This is a genomic window from Arsenicibacter rosenii (assembly GCF_001870735.1).
GTDB classification, from domain to species: domain Bacteria; phylum Bacteroidota; class Bacteroidia; order Cytophagales; family Spirosomataceae; genus Arsenicibacter; species Arsenicibacter rosenii.
In genome coordinates this window covers 13,993-35,804 of the sequence record NZ_MORL01000034.1, presented here as the reverse complement: position 1 = coordinate 35,804, position 21,812 = coordinate 13,993, and the positions used below count along the sequence as shown (strand labels likewise).

At 51.5% G+C, this 21,812-nt stretch carries 23 protein-coding genes; 6 read left to right on the top strand and 17 right to left on the bottom strand.

Features of this window, described 5'->3' with window-relative positions:
- Nucleotides 1-24: 24 nt before the first annotated feature.
- The 3 genes from BLX24_RS28125 to BLX24_RS28115 form a co-directional block, all read right to left on the bottom strand.
- Nucleotides 25-648: a DUF4249 family protein gene (locus tag BLX24_RS28125; protein WP_071506563.1), complete on the bottom strand. Its 624-nt coding sequence runs from the start codon at nucleotides 646-648 to the stop codon at nucleotides 25-27.
- 143 nt (nucleotides 649-791) lie between these two features.
- The gene (locus tag BLX24_RS28120; RefSeq protein ID WP_143092841.1) at nucleotides 792-1,226 is read right to left on the bottom strand and encodes a hypothetical protein; all 435 of its coding nucleotides are present in this window, start codon (nucleotides 1,224-1,226) and stop codon (nucleotides 792-794) included.
- Nucleotides 1,227-1,335: 109 nt separating this feature from the next.
- Complete coding sequence (locus BLX24_RS28115; RefSeq protein ID WP_083422226.1) at nucleotides 1,336-1,950, bottom strand: response regulator transcription factor; 615 nt, start codon at nucleotides 1,948-1,950, stop codon at nucleotides 1,336-1,338.
- Nucleotides 1,951-2,202: 252 nt separating this feature from the next.
- Here BLX24_RS28115 and BLX24_RS28110 point away from each other — a divergent pair, with 252 nt between their 5' ends.
- Nucleotides 2,203-3,045, top strand: coding sequence for a bifunctional transcriptional activator/DNA repair enzyme AdaA (locus BLX24_RS28110; protein WP_071506560.1), 843 nt, complete (start codon nucleotides 2,203-2,205; stop codon nucleotides 3,043-3,045).
- Nucleotides 3,046-3,197: 152 nt separating this feature from the next.
- On the opposite strand, the gene BLX24_RS28105 is transcribed toward BLX24_RS28110, so the two are convergent.
- Together BLX24_RS28105 and BLX24_RS28100 are read right to left on the bottom strand one after the other, a co-directional pair.
- On the bottom strand, nucleotides 3,198-3,944 hold the full coding sequence (locus BLX24_RS28105) for a class I SAM-dependent methyltransferase (protein WP_071506559.1): 747 nt from the start codon (nucleotides 3,942-3,944) through the stop codon (nucleotides 3,198-3,200).
- A 149-nt stretch (nucleotides 3,945-4,093) separates the two neighbouring features.
- Nucleotides 4,094-5,524: a glucoamylase family protein gene (locus tag BLX24_RS28100; RefSeq protein WP_071506568.1), complete on the bottom strand. Its 1,431-nt coding sequence runs from the start codon at nucleotides 5,522-5,524 to the stop codon at nucleotides 4,094-4,096.
- Between the two features lie 323 nt (nucleotides 5,525-5,847).
- Here BLX24_RS28100 and BLX24_RS28095 point away from each other — a divergent pair, with 323 nt between their 5' ends.
- Nucleotides 5,848-6,189 carry a c-type cytochrome gene (locus BLX24_RS28095; protein ID WP_071506567.1) on the top strand — a complete coding sequence of 114 codons (342 nt, stop codon included), beginning with the start codon at nucleotides 5,848-5,850 and terminating at the stop codon, nucleotides 6,187-6,189.
- Nucleotides 6,190-6,272: 83 nt separating this feature from the next.
- Here the strand turns inward: BLX24_RS28095 and rlmB are convergent, their stop codons facing one another.
- Both rlmB and BLX24_RS28085 read right to left on the bottom strand, forming a co-directional pair.
- Nucleotides 6,273-7,100, bottom strand: a complete 828-nt coding sequence (gene rlmB / locus BLX24_RS28090) for a 23S rRNA (guanosine(2251)-2'-O)-methyltransferase RlmB (protein WP_083422225.1) — start codon at nucleotides 7,098-7,100, stop codon at nucleotides 6,273-6,275.
- Entirely contained in the window at nucleotides 7,073-8,455 is a 1,383-nt protein-coding gene (locus BLX24_RS28085; protein ID WP_071506557.1) for a GWxTD domain-containing protein, read from the bottom strand. The genes rlmB and BLX24_RS28085 overlap by 28 nt, the downstream gene beginning before the upstream one ends.
- Nucleotides 8,456-8,675: 220 nt before the next feature.
- Between BLX24_RS28085 and BLX24_RS28080 the strand changes: the two genes are divergently transcribed.
- Nucleotides 8,676-9,443, top strand: a complete 768-nt coding sequence (locus BLX24_RS28080; RefSeq protein WP_071506556.1) for a class I SAM-dependent methyltransferase — start codon at nucleotides 8,676-8,678, stop codon at nucleotides 9,441-9,443.
- 145 nt (nucleotides 9,444-9,588) lie between these two features.
- Here BLX24_RS28080 and BLX24_RS28075 read toward each other — a convergent pair whose 3' ends face one another.
- From BLX24_RS28075 to BLX24_RS28065, 3 genes are all read right to left on the bottom strand, one after another.
- Nucleotides 9,589-10,476: an SDR family oxidoreductase gene (locus BLX24_RS28075; RefSeq protein ID WP_229201909.1), complete on the bottom strand. Its 888-nt coding sequence runs from the start codon at nucleotides 10,474-10,476 to the stop codon at nucleotides 9,589-9,591.
- 80 nt (nucleotides 10,477-10,556) lie between these two features.
- On the bottom strand, nucleotides 10,557-11,378 hold the full coding sequence (locus BLX24_RS28070) for a crotonase/enoyl-CoA hydratase family protein (RefSeq protein ID WP_071506554.1): 822 nt from the start codon (nucleotides 11,376-11,378) through the stop codon (nucleotides 10,557-10,559).
- Between the two features lie 128 nt (nucleotides 11,379-11,506).
- On the bottom strand, nucleotides 11,507-12,088 hold the full coding sequence (locus BLX24_RS28065) for a Uma2 family endonuclease (protein WP_071506553.1): 582 nt from the start codon (nucleotides 12,086-12,088) through the stop codon (nucleotides 11,507-11,509).
- Nucleotides 12,089-12,140: 52 nt separating this feature from the next.
- On the opposite strand from BLX24_RS28065, the gene BLX24_RS28060 reads away from it, so the two are divergent.
- Nucleotides 12,141-13,268 carry a trans-sulfuration enzyme family protein gene (locus BLX24_RS28060; protein ID WP_071506552.1) on the top strand — a complete coding sequence of 376 codons (1,128 nt, stop codon included), beginning with the start codon at nucleotides 12,141-12,143 and terminating at the stop codon, nucleotides 13,266-13,268.
- A gap of 6 nt (nucleotides 13,269-13,274) precedes the next feature.
- Here the strand turns inward: BLX24_RS28060 and BLX24_RS28055 are convergent, their stop codons facing one another.
- Nucleotides 13,275-13,577: a hypothetical protein gene (locus tag BLX24_RS28055; RefSeq protein ID WP_143092840.1), complete on the bottom strand. Its 303-nt coding sequence runs from the start codon at nucleotides 13,575-13,577 to the stop codon at nucleotides 13,275-13,277.
- A 137-nt stretch (nucleotides 13,578-13,714) separates the two neighbouring features.
- On the opposite strand from BLX24_RS28055, the gene BLX24_RS28050 reads away from it, so the two are divergent.
- The gene (locus BLX24_RS28050) at nucleotides 13,715-14,293 is read left to right on the top strand and encodes an NADPH-dependent FMN reductase (protein WP_071506550.1); all 579 of its coding nucleotides are present in this window, start codon (nucleotides 13,715-13,717) and stop codon (nucleotides 14,291-14,293) included.
- A gap of 80 nt (nucleotides 14,294-14,373) precedes the next feature.
- Here BLX24_RS28050 and BLX24_RS28045 read toward each other — a convergent pair whose 3' ends face one another.
- From BLX24_RS28045 to mnmC2, 3 genes are all read right to left on the bottom strand, one after another.
- Nucleotides 14,374-15,546, bottom strand: a complete 1,173-nt coding sequence (locus BLX24_RS28045; protein WP_071506549.1) for a cysteine desulfurase family protein — start codon at nucleotides 15,544-15,546, stop codon at nucleotides 14,374-14,376.
- Between the two features lie 145 nt (nucleotides 15,547-15,691).
- Nucleotides 15,692-17,176 (bottom strand): xylulokinase, encoded by a 1,485-nt coding sequence (locus BLX24_RS28040; RefSeq protein ID WP_071506548.1) that lies wholly within the window; start codon nucleotides 17,174-17,176, stop codon nucleotides 15,692-15,694.
- 101 nt (nucleotides 17,177-17,277) lie between these two features.
- Nucleotides 17,278-17,946, bottom strand: coding sequence for a tRNA (5-methylaminomethyl-2-thiouridine)(34)-methyltransferase MnmC2 (mnmC2, locus tag BLX24_RS28035; protein WP_071506547.1), 669 nt, complete (start codon nucleotides 17,944-17,946; stop codon nucleotides 17,278-17,280).
- An 87-nt stretch (nucleotides 17,947-18,033) separates the two neighbouring features.
- Between mnmC2 and BLX24_RS28030 the strand changes: the two genes are divergently transcribed.
- Nucleotides 18,034-18,522, top strand: a complete 489-nt coding sequence (locus BLX24_RS28030; protein ID WP_071506546.1) for a DUF4293 domain-containing protein — start codon at nucleotides 18,034-18,036, stop codon at nucleotides 18,520-18,522.
- Nucleotides 18,523-18,602: 80 nt separating this feature from the next.
- On the opposite strand, the gene BLX24_RS28025 is transcribed toward BLX24_RS28030, so the two are convergent.
- The 3 genes from BLX24_RS28025 to BLX24_RS28015 all read right to left on the bottom strand — a co-directional run bounded on the left by BLX24_RS28025 (nucleotide 18,603) and on the right by BLX24_RS28015 (nucleotide 21,812).
- Entirely contained in the window at nucleotides 18,603-19,256 is a 654-nt protein-coding gene (locus BLX24_RS28025) for a phosphatase PAP2 family protein (RefSeq protein ID WP_071506545.1), read from the bottom strand.
- A gap of 113 nt (nucleotides 19,257-19,369) precedes the next feature.
- The gene (locus BLX24_RS28020; protein ID WP_071506544.1) at nucleotides 19,370-20,182 is read right to left on the bottom strand and encodes a tetratricopeptide repeat protein; all 813 of its coding nucleotides are present in this window, start codon (nucleotides 20,180-20,182) and stop codon (nucleotides 19,370-19,372) included.
- A gap of 253 nt (nucleotides 20,183-20,435) precedes the next feature.
- Nucleotides 20,436-21,812 carry a DEAD/DEAH box helicase gene (locus tag BLX24_RS28015; protein WP_083422224.1) on the bottom strand — a complete coding sequence of 459 codons (1,377 nt, stop codon included), beginning with the start codon at nucleotides 21,810-21,812 and terminating at the stop codon, nucleotides 20,436-20,438.

The window sequence follows — 21,812 nt, the reverse complement described above, 5'->3', positions numbered from 1 at the left end:
AAACTCTATATCACGCAACTTGAATTAGACGTAGTCAGCAGCTTTCTCAAAGCCTTCATTGATGAGCAGGCTTTCTCCTGTAACGACTCTGGAGCCGCCACTATCGGTTACCGGAAAGGCATAGCGAAGTATAATGGCATAGTTATAGGCGACCGGTAGGGCCGAAACATCGCGCCAGGACAAGGAGTAGCGGCGTCGTTGATACGCTCCGTCCGCATAAGGAGTACCGTATGTAAAGGTGTCAATATCGGCTGCCTGAGCAGGTACAGTGCAGGAAGCCTGAAGCGGTTTCGTGCTCCCCGGTATACGTACTGTCAACGAGAAACGGTTGCCGGGCTGTACGGGAATTTCCTGCTGAGAACACCCATACAGGCCATCATGTCCCAGGTAACGGAGAACTGCCTGTTGGTTAGTCTGACTATTCTGAATGATAATCTGAGCTGTTGTTACAGATGTAGTAGAATCCTGCGTCTGTGTGCTAATCGGTTGGCTTATTTTCAGAGACGCAAAAACTGAATCGCCCGGTGTAAGCAGACAATAAACGGCCACCCCGTTTTGCGTTTCAGGGAACGGAATATCCTGAATTACCTGCTCTCTGCTACAACCCGACATCAGGCAGGCGAGAAGACATAACAAGGCATATTTCATCGTCAGGAAGTTAGGTTGAAACAAATCAGAAATCTGTATTCATGGCCTTGGCGACTTCTGGACTTAATGTAAAAATCAAAAACTCTATACCGTGTGGTATAGAGTTTTTGATGAATTTTACGTTAGCATGAACCATACCGCCGTCATTCCACCTGTTGATGGGCGTAAAGAGGATTATTTTTGATAGCCCTTAGGATTACACCCCGGCGATACGAAAAAAACTTGTATTTCTTTCCGTTTTTCAGCTTAATTAAAAACTTGTTTGGAAATAAGAGTAGCGTATTTCTGCGCCGTACAACGTCAATTTCAGGAATAGAAAACTCCAGAGGTTTAACAATTTCGTTATGACAAGGATATAGTTTATTCAGAATAGCCCATTCATAACATTGTTCTGACGGAAAAAAATGTACAGAGTCTTTCACGACGGCTACTTTCCCTTTTACGAAGTAAAGATAGCCCGGTAACAAGCTTGTTTTAATGGAAACATATTCTTGAGGGCCTTGCCTCACTTTGTCTTTGGCTCTTGCAGTAAAGACTAAGCATATGCTAAGCAGCCACAGTAAAGGTAATTTTACCATTTTCATAGATATTCTCTTATGTTCTTACTCTATCAAATGTAAACAATCGGCTACACCCTGGTCAATCGTCAAAATGATGATTTTTTGATGGGTCACCACCTTTGGGGCCTCAACCAAATAGTGCCGTGGCGATCACCATAAGCTCCCGCCTGTTTTTCAGTTCCAGTTTATTCACAATGTTCTGCTTGTGTGTGTTAACAGTGGTAACCGATACGCCCAGTTGTGCTGCTATCTCAGGGTTACTGAGTCCCTTTTGAAGCAACTGTAGCACCGCTTTTTCGCGGATGCTTAAGGTTGCGGTGTATTGGCTGACAGGCCTCCGGGTGTCCACCTGCATAGAGGCACCAATATGAGGCGATAGGTAGCGTCGCCGTTGCCGGACGGCATTAATGCACTGTATTAATTCGTCCTGACAAGGCCACAGCGGCAGAAAACCGCTTATGTCGTATTCCTGCGCTTGCTGTATCAGGGCCGGGCAGTTTGGCAACAAGGCTATGGTACGGCAGGCCGGATAGGCCAGCATAAGTTGCTGCGCAAGCAGCAGCCCCTGACCGTTCTGCATGGTTGTGTCAACCAGCAGTAAGTCGGGGCGGTAGGCCGCTGCGCTGTCGTAGACATTGTCAGCTTGTCGGTAATAATCACAGACCCGATAGTTTATGGTGTCGGCATAAACCGGTAGCCACTCGCAGGGGCTGTCAGCCATAAAAAGAAGCGTGGTTATCATGGCAGATTAGTTCGGTGGACTCAGGATACGTTATTGCTTAATGAGCACCAAAAGCGAAGTGTAACAAGACTTGTATGAAAAAAAGTAATTATGTTTTTCTGGTTAAATAATTGATAAACAGCTTATATGATTAATAGGAAGAGGGGTAACATCTAGTGCGGCCTATTTAGCGTCGATGCCCCCGAAAAACCGCAATTTCCGGATTGATACCCAGCGGCAGGAACTGTATTTTTACCGAAAAAACAACAGGCTATGAACACCTATCAGCGCATCGAAAAGGCCATTAACTACCTGCAGACGCATTTCCGCGAACAGCCGGACCTGGAGCAGATTGCGGAGCAGGCGCATCTGAGCGCGTTTCATTTTCAGCGGCTGTTTACGGAGTGGGCAGGCGTCAGCCCGAAGAAGTTTGTGCAGTTTCTGAGTGTGAATTATGCCAAAGAATTGCTGCTGAACCAGCGTCTGTCGGTGAGCGAAACGGCATACGAAACCGGCCTGTCGGGCACGAGCCGGCTGCATGATCTGTTTGTCAGCATCGAGGCCATGACGCCGGCAGAGTACCGTGACGGCGGGCAGGCGCTCCGGATCCGGTATCAGTTTGCCGATACGCTGTTCGGGCGGGTCGTCGTCGCCGCGACGGAAAAAGGGGTCTGCACGCTGCAATTTATCGACGATGATCAGGCCGGCATGGTGCTTCTCCGGCAGCTTTGGCCCAACGCTGTCCTGCTGCCTGGAACCGATGCGATGCAGGAACAGGCGCTGCTGCGGCTTACTGAGAACCTGCAACAACCGGCCCCGCTCGCGCTGCACCTGAAAGGAACGCCGTTTCAACTGAAAGTATGGGAGGCGTTGCTACAGATTCCGGAGGGTAAAGTGGCTGTCTACGGGGATATTGCGCAACTGGCGACTGCGCCGGCTGCGGTTCGGGCGGTTGGTACGGCCATCGGTGATAATCCGGTGGCGTACCTGATTCCGTGCCATCGGGTGCTCCGCAAATCCGGCGAACTTGGCGGCTATCACTGGGGTACCACCCGCAAACTGTCGATGCTGTTCCGGGAAAGTGTAAGTTTTGATTATCAATGCAGTAATAGGTAGATGATCCTGGTTGAAAGGAGATGTTGGGTTGGATAATCTGATGCTGGATTGAAAAAGATGCTGGATTCTGGGTTGAAAAAGATGTTGGATGCTGGCTTGAAAAAATGAGACGCAAGGGTAACGTGAAAAATGAGACGCAAGATGTTGCGTCTCTACAGTATACCCAATCGTAAGAAAACGGGGAAAAGGATATCGCGTTCGCCGGTACCCCATATGGCTTGCAGTCGTTCGCCGAGCGCCTCGACGGGGTCGTGGCGGTCTTCGTCTTCTTCGTGGAGACGGATGTAAGTCTGAACGCTCGACCATGTACGCAGGTAATTCAGGTACCGCTCCAGTGTCCAGCGGCGGTAGACCGAAAACTCCCGGGTCTGCACGTTGTCGAACGCAAACGGCAGCCGCGTATACCGGTCGTCGATGTGTTTGCGCTGAGGATCCCAGTACGGCCCGATGCGGTTCCGGTAAAAATCCAGAATAACAGGGTCCAGCTGCTCGTCAATCCGGTGGAGGCCGTAGCCCCATTCGGCAATGACTGCCCCCGGTTTCCCGACCCGCCGGACTTCCCGGTGAAAGGCCCCGACATCGAACCAGTGAACGGCCTGGGCAACTGTGATCAGGTCAAACGACTGATCGGGGAACGGCGTTTGCTCGGCCGGGCTAACGTGGTACCGGATGTTCGGCTTTGGTACTGCCTTATCCAGCTGGGACTGGCTGATGTCGGTGGCGTCGACCTGTCCGAAATGCTCCGCCAGTACAACGGCCACCTGTCCGTTGCCCGTCGCACAGTCCCACGCCCGTTCGCGGTCCTGAACAAACGACAGTAGATAGTCATACAATTCGGCCGGATAATCAATCCGGTACTGGGCATATAGACCGGCATGGCCGGAAAAAAGATCTGGCATATAAGTTATTGAGCGAATTAGTGAATGTGCGATTGAGTGAATAAGTCATTGAAATGCAGCTATTTGCTCTCTGGCTAAATCTAATTGCTTACTTAACTAGTTTGCATTTTTTGTCTTTCCGACGGAGGAATAACAACATTAATCCCGAACTATTTTACGGGTGTAAAGCCTGCCCGGCTCAACCCCCGCTGAATATACGGATTCTTTTTCATCAGATTCCAGACAAAGTTGGTCCGCAGGTTTTCGGCCATGATGATAATCGGTCCCTGGTCAATGCCCAGGTAATCGCGGTCGAACCAGCCATTATCGGTCGAACCATAAGCAAACGGTGACCAGTAGCGGTACGTCGGATTAAAGGAATCCCGGAATCCCTGCGGTCCATAGAGCTGCGAACCATATTTGGCTTTCATCGTTTTCAGGGCCGGTAAACAGATTTCGGGAGCAAACGCCAGAGAGCCACCGGCAGCCGTCGGGGCAATGGTGCCGTCATCGACAATGCGTTGGGCAGAAGCACCACGTGCCCGGTACGAAAAGAACTGACGGCCGTTGGCCAGCGTATCTCTCGGGCCGTCGCAGGCCGTTAGTCCCCAGACCGTTTCGCTGTAATCCTGCCACTTGTTCGGGTTGGCGGCACAATAGGCGCGGTTGGCATAGGTAGCCCGCCGTGAATTCTCGAAATAGTCCATGCCTTTCTGCCGCATGTAGGCGTCCTGAATGCCCCGGAAATCAATCCAGCAGTGCGAATACTGATGGCCGAAAAGCGGCTCAAAGTTTACGTGTTCCTGGTTGTAGAAGTTCATCCATTCGTAAGAACCCGTCCAGGCCGGCCATACTTCCGGCCCGACAGGGTGCGTCGGCGAACCCAGTGCCAGCACATACAGAATCATGGCTTCGTCGTAGCCTTTCCAGTCACTTTTGATGAAACCGGATTCGGGATGCCATCCCATCGACACAAACGGCTGCCGTGCCTGAAACCAGGTCCAGTCGGCAGCTTTGTATAATTCATCGGCCAGTTTGCGGATTTCGGTTTCGGCCGCGTTTTTCCGGTCAAAGTAAGTTTGGCAGCTCAGCACACCGGCCAGGAGCAGGGCGGTGTCGATGGTCGACAGCTCAACGGTCTTAAACCGGAGGCCACTCTGCATGTCCAGAAAATGGTAATAAAACCCCTTATAGCCCGCCACGTTGATGGGGGCCGCGCCTTGCGGCGCATTCCGGAAAAAACGCAGCGTGGCCAGAACGCGCTCAACGGCTTGCCGGCGGGTAATATACCCCCGTTCAACGCCGATCAGATAGCTCGTCAGGCCGAAGCCAACGGCGGCCACGCTCGAAAACGATGGTGTTGGGGCGCGGTCGGGGACAAGTCCGTTTTTAGGATTGGTCGTATCCCAGAAAAACCGGAACGTATCCCGTTGCAGGCTGTCGAGAAAGACATTGTCGGCTGGTGTGAGGGTATACCGGCCAATGGTTTGAGGCTGACTTTTGGGTTGCGCCCATCCCGTTGTGGCACTTGTCAACGTCAGAAGCAGGATACCGGTTACCAGAGCCGGTAGTTTGTGTATAAAGCTGATTTGCTGTTTCATAACCCAAAAAAAATTGTATCCGTATTCAATAGACATTAAACCATAGCCGGTTGTTTTTGTCAAACAACCGTAGAGACGCAACATTTTGCGTCTTAATGCTGCAAAATGAGACGCAAAATGTTGCGTCTCTACAGATTAACCGATGTCAGCAAGACAATACGTTTTCCTGCTTTTGGGGTAAATGACAAAAGATTATGCCTTTATACCATGAATGGGGGAAATAAATGTATGAGACCCAAAATTTTGAGTCTCTACATTTAGGATGTATTTTTGCTGACTCACTTTTCCTGTTTCTTTTCAGTTATTCCTATTACAAGCTTACCATGAAAAAAGCATTTGGCGTATTAGTGGCTGCGGCTGCACTTGCCGGGTTTTCATTCAATGCCCAGGCTCAGGACAACATTCCTGAAGATATGAAAGCCCTGATGACAAAGTATACGTGTATTGCCTGCCACCGTCCTGATGTGAAGTTGGTTGGTCCGGCTTACAAAGACGTAGCAAAGAAAAAGTATACCAACGACCAGATTGTCGCGTTGATTTATGAGCCAAAGCCATCAAACTGGCCGGGTTATCCGCCAATGGCTCCGATGAAGCAAGTGCCTAAGGAAGATGCGCTGAAACTGGCGAAGTGGATCAATTCACTGGGTGGCGGAAAGAAAAAGTAATCTGACATAATGAAAAATGGATAATGAGTAATGTACAATGGGGCTTGCGCTTTTATTATACATTATTCATTATCCATTTTTCATTACTGAACAGCCGGCAGGCTGCGCTGACGCACTACCTCGTATAGAACCACTCCCGTCGCCACCGATACATTCAGTGAGCCGACATTCCCCAGAAGAGGAATCTTCACGTGGCCGTCGACCAGGGCCAGCAACTCCGGCGTAATCCCGTTTTCTTCAGACCCCATAATGACCGCAATCGGCCCCGTCAGGTCGGTGGTGAATACGTCGCGGTATGATTTCTCCGTACAGGCTACGACTTTAATGCCTGATTTCTGCAGGTACCGGATGGTGTCGGCCAGATCGTATTCGCGGCAAACCGCAATGTGATTTAAGGCACCCGACGACGTTTTCATGGCCTCGGAATTAATGGCTGCATTGCCGCGTCCCGGAATGACAATCACCTGTACGCCGGCACACTCCGCCGTCCGGGCGATGGCACCGAAGTTGCGTACATCGGTAATGCGGTCAAGCAGCAGAATAAACGGCGTCTCGCCCTCTTCGTTTACTTCAGCGATTACGTTCGACAGTTTTACGTATTGCACCACGGCCGTAAAACAGATAACCCCCTGATGGTTTTTACGCGTCAGGCGGTTTAGTTTTTCGGTAGGCACCCGCTGAATCGTCACCCGGTTCTGAAACGCCAGCTGCTGAATTTCAGGATGACTCAGTTCTTTTTCCATGAACAGTTTATCGATCTGCTGGCCAGACCGAAGCGTTTCCAGAACAGACTGGATACCAAACACCATTTCTTCCGAAGGAGGACGCTCCTCTTCGTAACGACGTTGGTTTGGACGCCCGCCACCTTGCGGGCCTGATTTATTTATTCGCGGATTGCGCCGGTTCTCCATGCTTCGACAATCGGGTACCAGATCGGTTGATACTCCATATAGCGTACCAGTTCGTAGTGGTCCTCGACAAATTGATTCGGTTTGCGATTAAACGTAAAATTGATTTCGGAAACGTTTGCCCGGCGGTTATACACCCACACCTCACGGTCGCGGCTGCGTTGTACGCGGTCAGGCGGGCCAAGCACAACGTAAATCATGCCTTTATCGGTTTTCCACCCCTCTTTATAGGTTGTAAATAAACGGTTTGCGTCTTCGACCCGGTTAAAATAGGCTCTGATGGCCCGACGGGCAATGTCTTCGTTGCCCGACATGAGATTCAGCCAGTAGCGGTCAAAGGCTTTTTTTACCTCTTTGGTGTTGTTGAGTTCATTAATCTCGGTGCTGGTACTCATATACAGCACCGGCTTCACCAGCTTTTCCGGACGGGTCAGTTTCGGGAAGCGGTTATCGGCAACCACCAGACCGACGCCATACGTTTCGGTCGAGTCTTCCAGAAAAAAATAAAGCCCTTCTGACGGCATCCGGAACGGCTGGCTGGTATTGATGACCAGAGACGAATCAACGGTCAGTGTTTTGGGCGCGGGCCGTGTCGTGGTATTCATCGGCGACGAAGCCGCCTCAAAATCATGGCGATACCGGAATGTATACAAGGGCTTTACAGTACCGTTCACGTCGCGGATCACGACTGTGTCTTTGAGATTAACGTAATTACGCAGCAAAGGAAGCTTGCCATCTTTATCAAACAAGGCATAGCGGTCGCTGAGTTTGGTACTCCGGAATCGTACCGGCAGATCATTCAGCGCCTTTTTACCGTTATTGGTTTCGGTAATTTCCGTCAGCAGAATACCGTTGATCGCACCCGAAGGTCGTTTAACGTCAAACATCAGGGTCAGATACTCGCCGTTGGGCACCACAACCTGACTGGTAATCGGAACATTGCCATAACCCAGGCGGTCGCGGCTGTTGTAATCGGGATAAATAACGTAGTTGACCAGGAAATGGGCCGCCAGGTCATCGGCGTTTTTAATCGGCGAACCGTCTGGCTTAAGGCCGGTCAGGTTCAGATAAACGCGGATGCTGGTGGAGTCGATAATCAGAAATTTACCTTTAATCGACGTAACGGCCCAGTCAGCCGGTGGTGCCGGTGCGGGAGCCGAAGTGCTGTTGGGCAGAACGGAAGAAGGGCGTGCCAGTGGACGGCTGTCGGAGGCACTACCGCCTGACGGACGGCTGCTGGTGCGGGTATTCGACCCTAATGTCTGGCCAGGGGTATTTGCCTGCGTTTGTTGAGCTGTTTTGCCCGATTTGCAGGCGGCGCCGAGCAAGATGAGCGATAGAAAAATATAAAAACGCATAAATAATAGAAAAGTGTCAGACCATTTCTGCCGGACCCTGTTACCGATCCGAAACAACTGTTTATCAATAACGAAAAAACAATGTCAAATAGACTTGTTGGCCCGTAGATTTTTCTTTAGCTACACAAAAGAGTAATTTTACAGACTCATTTGCAAATCACCACAAGCAGACGTCAACCGGCTTTGCCTTCTGATTTGCGCTGTTTCCCGGTTCGAAACTATGTATAAAACCACAGAAATAACCTCTGCCGAAATTACGTCGGATAACCCGGTTCACCAGCGGCTCCTTTTTCCATACGTCGAAGCGGCTAAAATCGTTTCGGGAAATGTGCTGGAAATCGGTTGTGGCTGGGGGCGCGGCCTTCAGTTACTGACGCAGGCGGCAGACCATTACACCGGCATCGACAAAAACGAGGAGCTGATTGCTTCTCTGCAAAAAGCGTATCCGCAATCGACTTTTATTCAGGCAAATATACCGCCTTTAGCGGGTTTAGCCGACAATACGTTTGATTATATCGTTACTTTCCAGGTAATTGAGCACATCGAAAACGATGATCTCTTTATCAAAGAAGCTTTCCGTGTGCTGAAGCCGGGAGGCAAATTGTTGCTCACGACGGTCAACAGAACCTTTTCGCTCACGCGGAATCCGTGGCACGTACGCGAGTACCTGGCCGATGAGCTGAAAAACCTGATGCTGCGCTACTTCCCGACCGTAAAAACGGAAGGCGTACACGGTAACAATAAGGTGATGACCTATTACGAGCAGAATAAGCAGTCGGTCCGGAAATTTACCCGCTGGGACATTCTGAACCTGCAATACCGGCTTCCGCGCTGGATGCTGCAAATCCCCTACGACATTGCCAACCGGATGAACCGCAACCGGCTACTCCAGCAGGATGGACTCGCCGCCGAAATTCAGTATACCGACTATATGGTCAGCCAGAATCCGGCCGGCAGCCTCGATTTCTTCTATATCGCACAGAAGTAAAGTAAAACGGAATGATATTCCGTTTTGTAAAAAAGGGTCGCCCATTTCACATGGGTAATTACGTGAAATGGGCGATTACGTGAAATGGGTAATTACCTGAAATGGGCGATTACGTGAAATGGGCGACCACGTGGGGTCGCCCCTACTATTGTCCTTCTTTTTTACTGTCGCGGTTGGATTGTTTGATGCTCTGACCGATCATGTCCCACATGTCAGCCGGTACCTTTTCCAGGTGATTGAACTCGCCGTTGGCCAACACTTCGCCGCCGTCAATCGTAATGGTCTCGCCGGTGATGTAGCCCGAGAAATCCGACATCAGAAACGCTGCCAGGTTGGCTAATTCCTGATGCTCGCCGACGCGTTTGAGCGGAATCCGGCTGGTTGGATCCATGAGTTTGACTAACGGTTCGGGGAATAAGCGCTCCCATGCTCCTTTGGTCGGAAACGGTCCCGGCGCAATACAATTAAGCCGGATACCATATTTGCCCCACTCGGCCGCCAGCGACTTCGTCATGATCAGTGCCCCGCCCTTGGCAATCGCCGATGGCACAACGTAGCCTGAGCCGGTTGTCGCGTAAGTTGTTGAAATATTCAGCACTGTGCCCGGAATTTTGTTTTCGATCCAGTACTTGCCGATGGCCAGGGTGAAGTAGTACGTACCGCGCAGGACAATATCGACAATGGTATCGAAAGCCTTATACGATAGTTTTTCGGTCGGGCTGATGAAATTACCAGCTGAGTTGTTCAATAGTCCGTCGACGCGGCCGAAGCGGGCAATGGTTTGTGCAATCACGTTTTCGATCTCCTGCGGATTGCGGACATCGCAGGGAACGGCCAGTACTTCGCCGCCTGTTTCGGCTGCCAGTTCCTCCGCCGTGGCATCAATTACCGCCTGCCGACGGCTGCAAATCGTGACATTGGCACCCAACTGGAGAAAATAACGGCTCATCGATTTACCAAGGCCTGTGCCGCCTCCGGTCACAATAATGGTTTTTCCTTTCAGCGCATCTTCGCGCAACATTCCTGTGGTCATGGTTTAGTTAGTTGTGATTGAGTGATTTGTGATTGAGTAAAGGCACAACCCTTTTCACTCAATCACAAATCACTCAATCGCTAATTGTTTTTATTAAAGCTTGCTTGTCTGCGTTCGGCGGTTGCCTGCATCGCTTCCTGGAAGTCATGAGACTGGAGCTGGGAGGCGTTCCAGGCGGCAACGTACTGTAAGCCATCTTCGATGGATTTGTCCTGGCTGTAGTTCAGAACGGCTTTAGCACCCTGCACGGCCGTAGCCGAATTACCGGCAATCTGGCGGGCCATGTTCATGGCTTCAGTAAACAGGTCTTCGGGGGTATCATAGACGTGGTTCACCAGCCGCATTTTTTCGGCAGTGGCGGCGTCAATGTCTTTGGCTGTGTAAGCCAGCTCGCGGGTGTACCCCTCACCGATGATGCCGGGTAGCCACTGTAACCCGCCAATGTCGGGCGTAATGGCCAGACGGGCCTCGCGCAGGCTGAACTTCGCTTCGCGGGAACAAAGCCGGATGTCGGCCGCCGAAATCATGTTAACGCCCCCGCCGATACACCAGCCGTGTACGGCCGCAATAACGGGAAAAGGGGCGGTATGCATCTTCAGGAAGCCCGACTGCATCTGCCGGATCTGCCGCATAAGCTTCATCCGTTTATCCGCCAGCACAGTGCCGGTAGTCATGTCGGCGAGTATTGGAAACATGCGTAGCACATCGAGTCCGTAGCTGAAATGGTCGCCGCTGCCCCGGACAATCAGGCACCGGACATCGGACATGGCCGTAAAGTCGTCCATGGCTTTCGGGAGTTCATCCCAGAACTCGGGGCCCATTGCATTGCCTTTGCCGGGACCGAGCAATGTCAGGGTCATCACCCCGTCGGTCAGGTTCAGAGAAAGGGATTGATAGGTCATGGGGTTTGGTTATAGTATGCATGCATACGAATTTGGTGTAAATGTAATCAATCGCCTGTTTCTTCCAACGGCGTTCGCTCATTAAATCAGGCGGGGAATCGTGTTCGGAAAAGGCTGTGTCGAATAGGCTAGCCGTTGATAAGATCGTTTACCGTCAGGATGAAGCCGGGTAATACGTCTTTACCGGTTAATGGTTGATCAAATGGTACATACTCAATGGCTTGTTCCGGTTGGTAAACCAGCGTCTGTATGGTTGATGGATCAATAAGCCAGGCAAGCCGGACGCCATTTAGCAGATACGTTTCCATCTTCTTTTGCAGGTGTACCAGCTCATCTGATTCCGAAGCCAGCTCAATAACAAAATCCGGACAGACACGGGCAAACTTTTTAAGGTCTTCTTTGGATACCGTTGCCAGCCGTTCATTACTTACCCAGGCTACATCCGGTGCGCGCATCGAGGTATCCGGTAATGTGTAGCCACCATTTGAGTCAGAAACGCGGCCCAGGTGGGTTTGCCTGTTCCACAGGTTAACCTCTGTAATTAAATCAGAATTTCTAAAGCTCGTTTCAAGTCCGGTAGGCATATTTATATAAATTTGGCCGTGCTCATCACGCTCAATGCGCAGCTTAGGATTCATCTGACAGAAGTTGAAAAACTCGTCATCTGTGAATCGGCCATCCTGTAAGGGCAGATTAATGGGCAGTACCATAACTCATTAGTTTGTTCATACAATACTAACAAAAAATCAGCCATAAACGATCATGCATTTCGATACCCTTGCCCTCCAGGCGACCCATCAGCCCGACCCGGCGACCGGTGCGGTGATTCCGCCTATCTACCTGTCGACAACCTTTGCGCGGAACGAGGCTTATGACCTTTCAGGCCCGTATCTCTACAGCAGGGCAAACAACCCCAACCGCGAAGCGCTCGAAAAAGCACTGGCGGCGCTTGATGGCGGGGCTGTGGCAATGGCCTTCGGGTCGGGCCAGGCTGCCGCCATGACGTTGTTTCAGGCATTGCGCCCCGGCGATCATGTGGTCATTGCGGCCGATGCCTATTATGGTACCCCTGCCTTGCTCGAACAGGTGTTTCATCCCTGGGGCCTGACCTATACCAAAGTCGACATGACGGATCTGGCCGATGTGCGGCGGGCGATCCACGAAAATACGCGGGTGGTCTGGACCGAAACCCCGTCGAATCCGATGCTGCGGATCACGGATTTGCAGGCCGTGGCTGACCTGGCGCACAGCGTCGGCGCCATCTGCGTCTGCGATAATACCTGGGCCACGCCGGTGCTTCAGCAGCCACTGTCGCTGGGCTGTGATGTGGTGATGCATTCGACGACCAAGTACCTCAGCGGCCACAGCGATGTGCTGGGCGGGGCCTTGGTTTTCAGGCAGGACGACGAACTGGCGCAGCGGGTGCGGTTGCTGCAAAGTCTGTCGGGTGCGGTTCCGGCGCCGTTCGACTGCTGGCTGGTAATGCGGGGAATAAAAACGCTGGCTGTCCGGATACGGGCTCAGACTGAAACGGCGGGGCAGGTAGCACGCTTTCTGCAAACGCATCCGCAGGTAGAGGCTGTCCATTATCCGGGGCTGGAAAGTCATCCGTCGTTTGTCCTGGCCAGCCGGCAGATGCAGTCACCGGGGGCGATGCTGTCGGTGCAGATCAAGGGTGGTGCGCCGGAGGCTCTGCTGTTTGCCGGTAGGCTGACCCTGTTTGCGCGGGCAACCAGTCTGGGTGGTGTCGAAAGCCTGATCGAGCACCGGGCATCGGTGGAGGGGCCGAATACAGCAACCCCCGTCAACTTACTTCGGGTCTCCATCGGTCTTGAGTATGCACAGGACCTGATCGCCGATCTGGCACAGGCGCTGGACAGTCTGGCGTAATGTTTATCATTTTGGTATCGCCGGTATGACAGGTGAGCTTTTTGGTAAAGGCTGTTTACGGGATTTCGGTAGGGCTGGTGCCGACAAAATGGAGTAGGTCTGGCTGGAATCCGGCGTCTTCACCGGCATATTGTCGACCGTCGACCGGATGACGTTTTTAGGATTCTTCGGATTACGGTAGAACCCGGCCATTGGGCGGGCAGTAGGCATCGCATTTGGCATTGCAGGAGCCGGCAGCGATTCTTCCTGAACTTTTTCCTGCGCGAGGGCGCTGCCGGTAACGGCCAGTAGGAGACAAATTAACCGCATGATGAAAAACGTTTTGTACATGATGCGATAAAGAGCTTTTTTTCACACAAACGTTGCAAGATACTGACTTTGTGCTCAGCACATAAAACCAAATTTCCGGTCAGGCGTTAACCTGATAACATGATGATAAAAAACCTATGAAAATAGCCGTTATTTCGACTTCTCCGCGTAAAAACAGTAATTCCCTGCGTTTTGCACGCCACATCCGTAACGTACTGGAAACGTATGGACATCAGGACATCGCTCTGGCAAATTTTGAGGCCTATGATATTCCGCTGGTGGGTCAGGGCGAGGTAGATCCGGAGAACCTGACCGCCTTTCAGCAGGAGTTGATTGACACATGGGCCGCGGCAGATTTAGTCTTTTTTGTGGTGCCCGAATATAATTGGATCACCAGCCCGCAGTTTATCAACATGCTGCATCAACTGGGTGATAAACCGTTTAAGTACCTGTTTGATAACAAGGTCTTTGCGTTTGCCGGCGTATCGAACGGGCGTGGCGGTCGTCAGCCGGCCATTCAGATGACAACCATTCTGAACAAGCTGATTAATTTTCTGGACGGATACTCCGTCGTGTCAGCACGGATTTACGAATCGCACGAGACGCACAAAAATATCGATGAGAGTGGTCACTCACTCGGCAACGAGGTGTATGACCGTACGGCTAAAGCCTTCATCGACTACTCCCTGAAAGTCGGTCAGCGGTGGTTGATTTAAAGAGCGAAAGAGATAAAAGGCGGCCGCCGCGCGGTGAAAGAGCGGGATAAGTAGTTCACGACGCGTAGCCCGCCCACTCTTTATCCCACTTTATGATACAATCCTACAAGCGTATCGACGGTGTAGTCGATTTCTTCAGGCGTGTTGTATTTGCCGAATGAGAAGCGCACGTAACCACGGTCGGGATCGATGCCCGGCAGCGCCGCCAGTACATGGGAGCCAACGTTTGACCCGCTCGAACAGGCTGACCCGCCTGAGGCCGAAATACCGGCAATGTCCAGGTTGAACAACAACATATCGCTCATGTCTGAAGACGGTAAGCTCACGTTCAGAACGGTGTACAGACTACCTTCCAGATTATCGGAGTCGCCGTTGAAGCGGACATCGTCGAGTTTTTCGCGTAGCTGTTCAATCATACGCTTTTTCAGACCCAGGATGTGCTGGTGATGAGCGTCCATGTCGCGGTAAGCAATTTCCAGCGCTTTGGCTAGTCCGATAATGCCGTATACGTTTTCGGTGCCGCCCCGCATGTTGCGTTCCTGGGCTCCGCCGTGTACGAATGGCTGTATCTTGCCCCGTCCTGATTTCGGATCAGCATTCACATACAGAAATCCGACACCCTTGGGCCCATGGAATTTATGCGCTGCTCCGACAATAAAGTCAACCGGCAGTTTTTGCAGGTCGTGCCGGAAATGGCCCATCGTCTGAACGGTATCCGTGTGGAAAATCGCTTTGTATTCCGCACACAGGTGGCCGGTAGCTTCCAGGTCAAGCAGGTTACCAATCTCATTATTGCCATGCATGAGCGACACCAGCGAACCCGGATTGGCTTGTAATAATGCCTTCAGGTGTTCCTGGTCAATGCGTCCCTTTGCGTCTACCTCGACCAGACTCAGTTTTACCTTTCCGGTTTTGTCCAGATGCTCCAGCGTATGTAAGACCGCATGGTGTTCCAGGGGGGAAGTAATTGCGTGGGTAAGCCCGAAGGTCTCGATGCTACTGCAAATGGCTGTATTATCAGCCTCTGTTCCTCCCGACGTAAAAAAGATTTCGGCAGGTGATGTATTGAGCAGTGTCGCAACCGTTTTCCGTGCCTTTTCAATGGCCGACCGTACCTTCCGTCCGTGAGCGTGGATGGAAGATGGGTTGCCGAAGAACTCCGTCATCATCGGGAGCATGGCCTCCAGAACTTCGGGATCAAGCCGCGTTGTTGCGGCATTGTCCAGATAAACTGATTCAGAACGATTCGCCATTAGTTTGTTAAGTAAGACACAAAGGTACGGCTATCCGCGAAAACTGTCCAGTCTGGCAGCGGATAAACGCCAACAGGCGACCCGCCTGAGTCGCCTGTTGATACGTTTTGTGACTATGTGCCCCTAATCGTAATTCGTAAATGCGTCAAACTTGTTGTGTCAGGGTATGATTCCAGTTGGCATAGGCTTCCTGATAGGCCTGCTGCGTCCGCATATCGGGTTCGATCGTACGAACCACTTTAAGGCCTGAGAATGCTTCGGCTGCATTTTTATAAATACCGGCACCGATACCGGCGCCGCGGGCTGCCCCCTGCGCACCGTCGGTGTTGTAGAGCTCAATTTCGCAACCGCTCAGGTTAGCCAGCGTACTGCCGAAAATCGGGCTCAGGAACATGTTGGCCTCGCCTGCCCGGATGGTCCGTAACCCGACCCCGACCTGCTGCATGATTTCCATGCCGTAATAGAACGCAAAAACGATGCCCTCCTGCGCCGCCCGCAGTATGTGCGGTAAACCATGACGGGTGAGCTGTAAGCCCTTGAAGGTAGCCCCAAGGTCTTTGTTACTGAGCATGCGCTCGGCACCATTACCAAACGGCAGACAAATCAGCCCGTCGGCCCCAATGGGTGAGTGTGCCGCCAGATCATTCATTTGCGGGTAGTCGATGGTTCCCTGGAAGAGTTTATTGCGCATCCAGCTGTTCAGAATGCCGGTTCCGTTAACGCACAGCAGCACACCATAACGCGGCGCTTCAGGCGTATGGCTGACGTGCAGAAAGGTATTTACCCGCGACTGAGGGTCGTATTTTGCCTGATCACTCACCCCGTATACAACACCGGATGTACCGGCGGTAGCCGCAATCTGACCCGGTTCCAGTACGTTCAGCGACATGGCATTGTTTGGCTGATCGCCGGCACGGTAGGTCACCGGTGTACCTTCGGCGAGCCCCAGTTCAGCGGCTGCCGAAGCCGAAATATGCCCCTGCAATCCAAACGTCGGCTTAATGGCCGGCATCAGCGATTGGTCGAAACCGTAGTAGTTGAGCAGAAAATCCGCCGGCTGGTCTTTGAGGAAATCCCAGAGCGTACCTTCAGATAAGCCGGAAGCCGTCGTAACAATATCGCCGGTCATGCGGGCGGCCAGATAATCGCCGGGCAGCATAAATTTGTCTACTTCAGCGTATATACTCGGTTCATTGGCCTTTACCCAGGCCAGTTTAGCCGCTGTGAAATTACCCGGCGAATTGAGCAGGTGAGACAGACACTGGGCGGCACCAAGGTCCTGAAACGCAGCCTGGCCATACGGAACGGCGCGGCTGTCGCACCAGATAATCGACGGGCGCAGTACATTAAACGCTTTATCGACCACCACCAGCCCGTGCATCTGATAGGAAATCCCCACCGCTTTTACCGCTGCCGGTTCTACGCCGGCTTTCTGAAGCACGGCATTTGAAGCCAGACAGGCGTTTTTCCACCAGTTTTCGGGTTGTTGTTCAGCAAAGCCGGCCTGCGGGGCTTCGATAGCCATTTCGGTTTCCGGATAAAAAGCAGCGGCAACTGCCTGACCTGTTTCTGCATTCAGCAAACAGGCCTTAACCGATGAACTACCGACGTCAAATCCAAGGAGATACATAGCTGGGAAACTAGTAAAAAGGTTCTTTATATCTTCAGTTAACTTGTAATAGTGTCGTTTTTACACTTAATGCATCAAACTTATGAAACTTACAGAATTTCTCAAATTTTTACAGCACGAAGTATTTCCCGTTTACGGGCCGGCCCTGGATGTTTCTCAACCCGGAAACCGGCTGCTTTCAGGTTTCGCTGTACATAGCCTTTAGAGCAATAGGTTGTCAGAATACCGTTTGAGACCATCATACCGGCAACGTGCTGAAAAAGGTCTGCGGTCCAGAGTTCGGGCTGGGCTTCGGGGGCAAACGCATCGTAGTAAACCACATGGAAGGCACCATCAGTGCTGAAAGTCTGCAATTGTCGTTCCTGCTTTGTGAGGGTAAAGTACGGATTAATAACGGTTGGTATCTGCCAGGGTGCTTCGTGTAAGGCATAGGTATAGCGCGTGCCCAGCACCTCATCAAAATTAAGCTGATACGCTTCATCAAGCGGTATGGGAAAGGCTTCAACGGTCGTATACAGCACAGGGCGTTGCCGGTTTTCGGCTTCCTGCGCAGTCATAACGGCATTCAGGCCGGTTCCGAACCCCATTTCAAAGACACGGAGCGGGGTTTCTGTAAACCGGTCAAAGGCTTCCTGCAAGCCAAGTTCCATAAAAACCCGCTCAGATTCCTGCCGGGCCCCGAAAATAGAGTGGTAGTGTTGTCCGGCCTGTTCGTTAAAAAGGGAGTGCGATCCGTCGGCGGTGACGACAATCCGGCTGTCTGTTTTCATAATCCTGCGATTTGGCTAACTTTGCGCCGTCCAGACGGGCAGCGTCATACGTACGAATGTCCGCTATTTATTTTCTCTTGAAATTTTATGATTCAACGCGTTCAGACCATATTTCTGTTCCTGATTTCGCTCTCTATGGGCTTTGCCCTGCTCAATCCGCTTTGGGAAAAAAAAGGTAGTCTGCCAACTGAGTCGGCCCGGCTGACGGCACTGCAATATGAAAAGATAGCAACACTGCCATCGGGTGGTACATCCACCAGCGTCGATCCGCTGTGGTATCTGGCTATGCTGATGGCCGGGGTTGCTATATTGGCCCTGTATGCTGTTTTTCAATACCGCAACCGCCTGCGCCAGACGATGATGTGTGCCATCAATGCGATGCTGCTGACGGCCATTATGGGGATCGCGCTGTACCAGACGTTGTATAAAGGCAAGGCATTCGGTAATCCGGACGATCAGGGTAACTTCCTGCCGGGCTTTTATGCGTTGATTGTTGCTTTGGTTTGTAACGCCCTGGCGAACCGGTTTATCCGTCGTGATGAGCGTAAGGTGCGCGAATCTGACCGTTTCCGGTAGGCTTGACAGCAATACGCAGGTAGTTGACAGGATTACCGCATTAACACATCTCCTGTTAATGCGGTAATCCTGTTCTGTTTTTACCGGCGCAGAATGCCTTTCTGATGCCAGCTGCGCGGGTTTTTCTCCCAGTATTGCATAAAGAAGTAATACACAGCCAGCGTCGACCCCACACCAATAAAAGAGCCCGCATAGGCATCTTCCACAAAATGCTGGAATAAATAGACCCGCGAATAACCGGTTAAGGCGGCCAGCAACAACCAGAACCAGCTTCGTGCCTTGCGGCCGTCCAGCAGGGCCATCAGCGAGAAAATGGCAAAGGCCGTAATGGTATGTCCCGACGGAAAGCTGTTGTAGCTGTGAATGTCCAGGCCTTCAATGACCCGGTATTCCCACTTCGAATGCTCGAAATACTTCAGAGGGCGTAGCGAGTCGGTAAATACGTAATGCTTCAGCACCGACGAGATACCGCCGCTCAGCGCAAAACTGGCAGCACCCAGAATGCCGTATCGCCATGAGGCCAGTGCCAGGATGATGGCCATGATGACCGAAAAGGCACCATCGCCCAGATAGGTAATGTGTTGAAAGAGAAAATCAGCTTCCGGGCTATTGTGGCTGTTTACCCAGTGCATCAGCTCGTCTTTGGTGTACATGAGCTGTAAGACACCAACAACCAGCAGTAACAGACCGTAGAGGCTGAAAAAAAGAATATTCTGACGAAGTAGTTTGATCATGCCGGCGAAAAATCCTGTGCCGGTAGTTGACGGCTACCGGCGGTTCCGGCCGCAAAAATAAGTCAATTTCCTGTTTTTGTGCAGGCAATTAAGCATCCGGCTGACCTGCCTGGTCATCGCTTGAAGAAGCCTTTCGGGTCGGGCATTTTAGTGAGCAGGTCGCCAAGAAAAGCCAGGTCAACGACGGAGAGGTCAATCGCACGGGCTTTGTGCAGGGCTTCCCATGCCTTTTCGTATTCACCTTTTGTATAAAACAGCAGCGACATTTCGATATAGGCCGTAGCATTGGCAGGATCCAGTGCAATGGCCTGATTCAGAATGTTTTCGGCATCTGTCAGAAGCTGCGGATTTTTCGACTGCTGGAAAAACTTAATCTCTACGGTGGCCAGATCCGTCATCAGAACGGTGTTGGTATCAGCATAGGCTAGCCCTTTTTTCAGCATACGAATGGCATCGGGCAGCTTTTCCTGCTGGTAGCAAACGACGCCTAAGCCCCAGTAAACGTCAGCATTTTTTTCGTTCAGAAGATAGGCCAGATTAAACCGGTAGGCTGCCGTATCCAGCTGACCGTCATTGATATAATCCCAGCCGCGGGCTGCAAAAAACTGACTGGCCTCCTGCCGGCTGGCAAAGTTCTGGTCACAGTCGCTCAGAAAACGAATGTCATGCTCAATTTGCTCCGTTGATTTAGAGCGTTCGCCGAAAAGCGGCAGCAGGTGCGCGGCTACTTTTGCCTCAACGGCCGTAGTAGCCGCTTCAGTAGTAAGCCCTTTGTCGGCAACAAAAGCCTGCTTTGCCGTTGGTTTTCGGTTATTTGCCGAATCGACCGTCCGCGCTGACGTAATCAGCTGCGTTGATTGAGCCACCAGACGGAACGGCAGCATCAACAGCAAACCCATCAAAAAAGGATGAACCCGAAAGATCATGTGTTTTAGGAAATCTGTACGTCTGTTTCGGTGGTTTCGATCAACAATGTCACACAATAGCATACATCACTTACCTGAGTGTTGAACAAAACCTGATCCAAACAACGTGGCGATGCTTGACCGCGTACGTGTTTTACTAAAACGAATCGCAATCCGGCTTAGTACATGCCGGAAAAAAATGTTGATAGAAATGAGGTATTCAGCAAACGGATTATCAGTCAAAAAGTTTGGAAAATACCTCATTGTCTTCGTGTTATCTTCGTTTTTTGCTGCGGTTTACCGGCTTGTTTCCGGTCGTGGCCGGCCGTTTAGCCGGTTTAACACCGGGAATAACGCGTGCCTTGGGGGCTGCCTTCATACCCGGTTTGATTTTCTTTTCGTGGAAGGCACCTTTAAAGGTCGGATCTTCCTTCCGTTTCTGCTCGTCGATCTCCCGTAGCATGGCCTGTTGCTCGTCAAACGGTGTTTCGATTTGTTCAACGTTGCCAGGCATTGGCAGCCGCGGTACTTTCATCCGGATAATTTTTTCAATTTTTCCGACATGATATTCTTCGGCCATGGTCATAAACGTGATGGCCTTGCCGCTCCGGTTAGCACGTCCTGTGCGCCCGATCCGGTGTACGTAATCTTCGTAGATAATCGGTACATCGAAGTTAATGACGTGTGTGACATTGGCAACGTCAATACCACGGGCGGCAACGTCGGTGGCAACCAGCACCCGGATTTGTCCTTCCTTGAAGGCTTCCATCGAGTTGATCCGCGTGTTCTGCCCTTTGTTGGCGTGAATCACCCGGATGTATTCTTCGTTTACCACTTTTCGTGCCAGAAATTTATAAATATTTTCGGCACTTTGTTTCGTCCGCGTAAAAACAATTACCCGTTCGGTTCCTTCCTGCAACACCAGGTATTCCAGCAGATTAATCTTAGTCCGGAAGTTCGGCACTTCGTATATAACCTGCGCTACCATTTCAGCCGTTGACGCCTGCGGCGTGACTTCGACCCGTACCGGCGCTTCCAGAAATTCGGCCGACAAACGTTCTACTTTATCAGGGAAAGTGGCTGAAAAAAGCAGGTTTTGCCGTTTGCGGGGAATAATTTCCAGAATCGACCGGATCTGGTGCATAAAGCCCATGTCCATCATCTTATCCGCTTCGTCCAGAATCATCGTTTTGATTTCTTTCGTGACGATTTCGCCGGTAAGATAAAGGTCCATAAACCGGCCCGGGGTAGCGACCAGAATGTCGATGCCGTTTTTCAGGCGTTCGATCTGGGTTTTAGGGCCGAGGCCACCATAGATGGCTGTATGTCGGAGGTCAGTATATTTAGCAAGTTCACCGATGGCGTCGTTGATCTGAATCGCCAGCTCCCGGGTAGGTGCCAGAATGATGGCACGGGGGGCATTCCCCTGCGCATACTTCACTTTCATAAGGAGCGGCAAAACATACGCAGCTGTTTTGCCGGTACCCGTTTGTGCAATGCCCAGTACGTCGTGATTCTGCAAAATCAACGGTATTGACTTTAGCTGAATAGGTGTCGGCTGTGTATAGCCGGCATCAGCTATGGCGTTGAGTAACTGGCGGTTCAGCGCAAAATCCTCGAACGACGGTTCAATGGGTTGTTCAATTGTCAT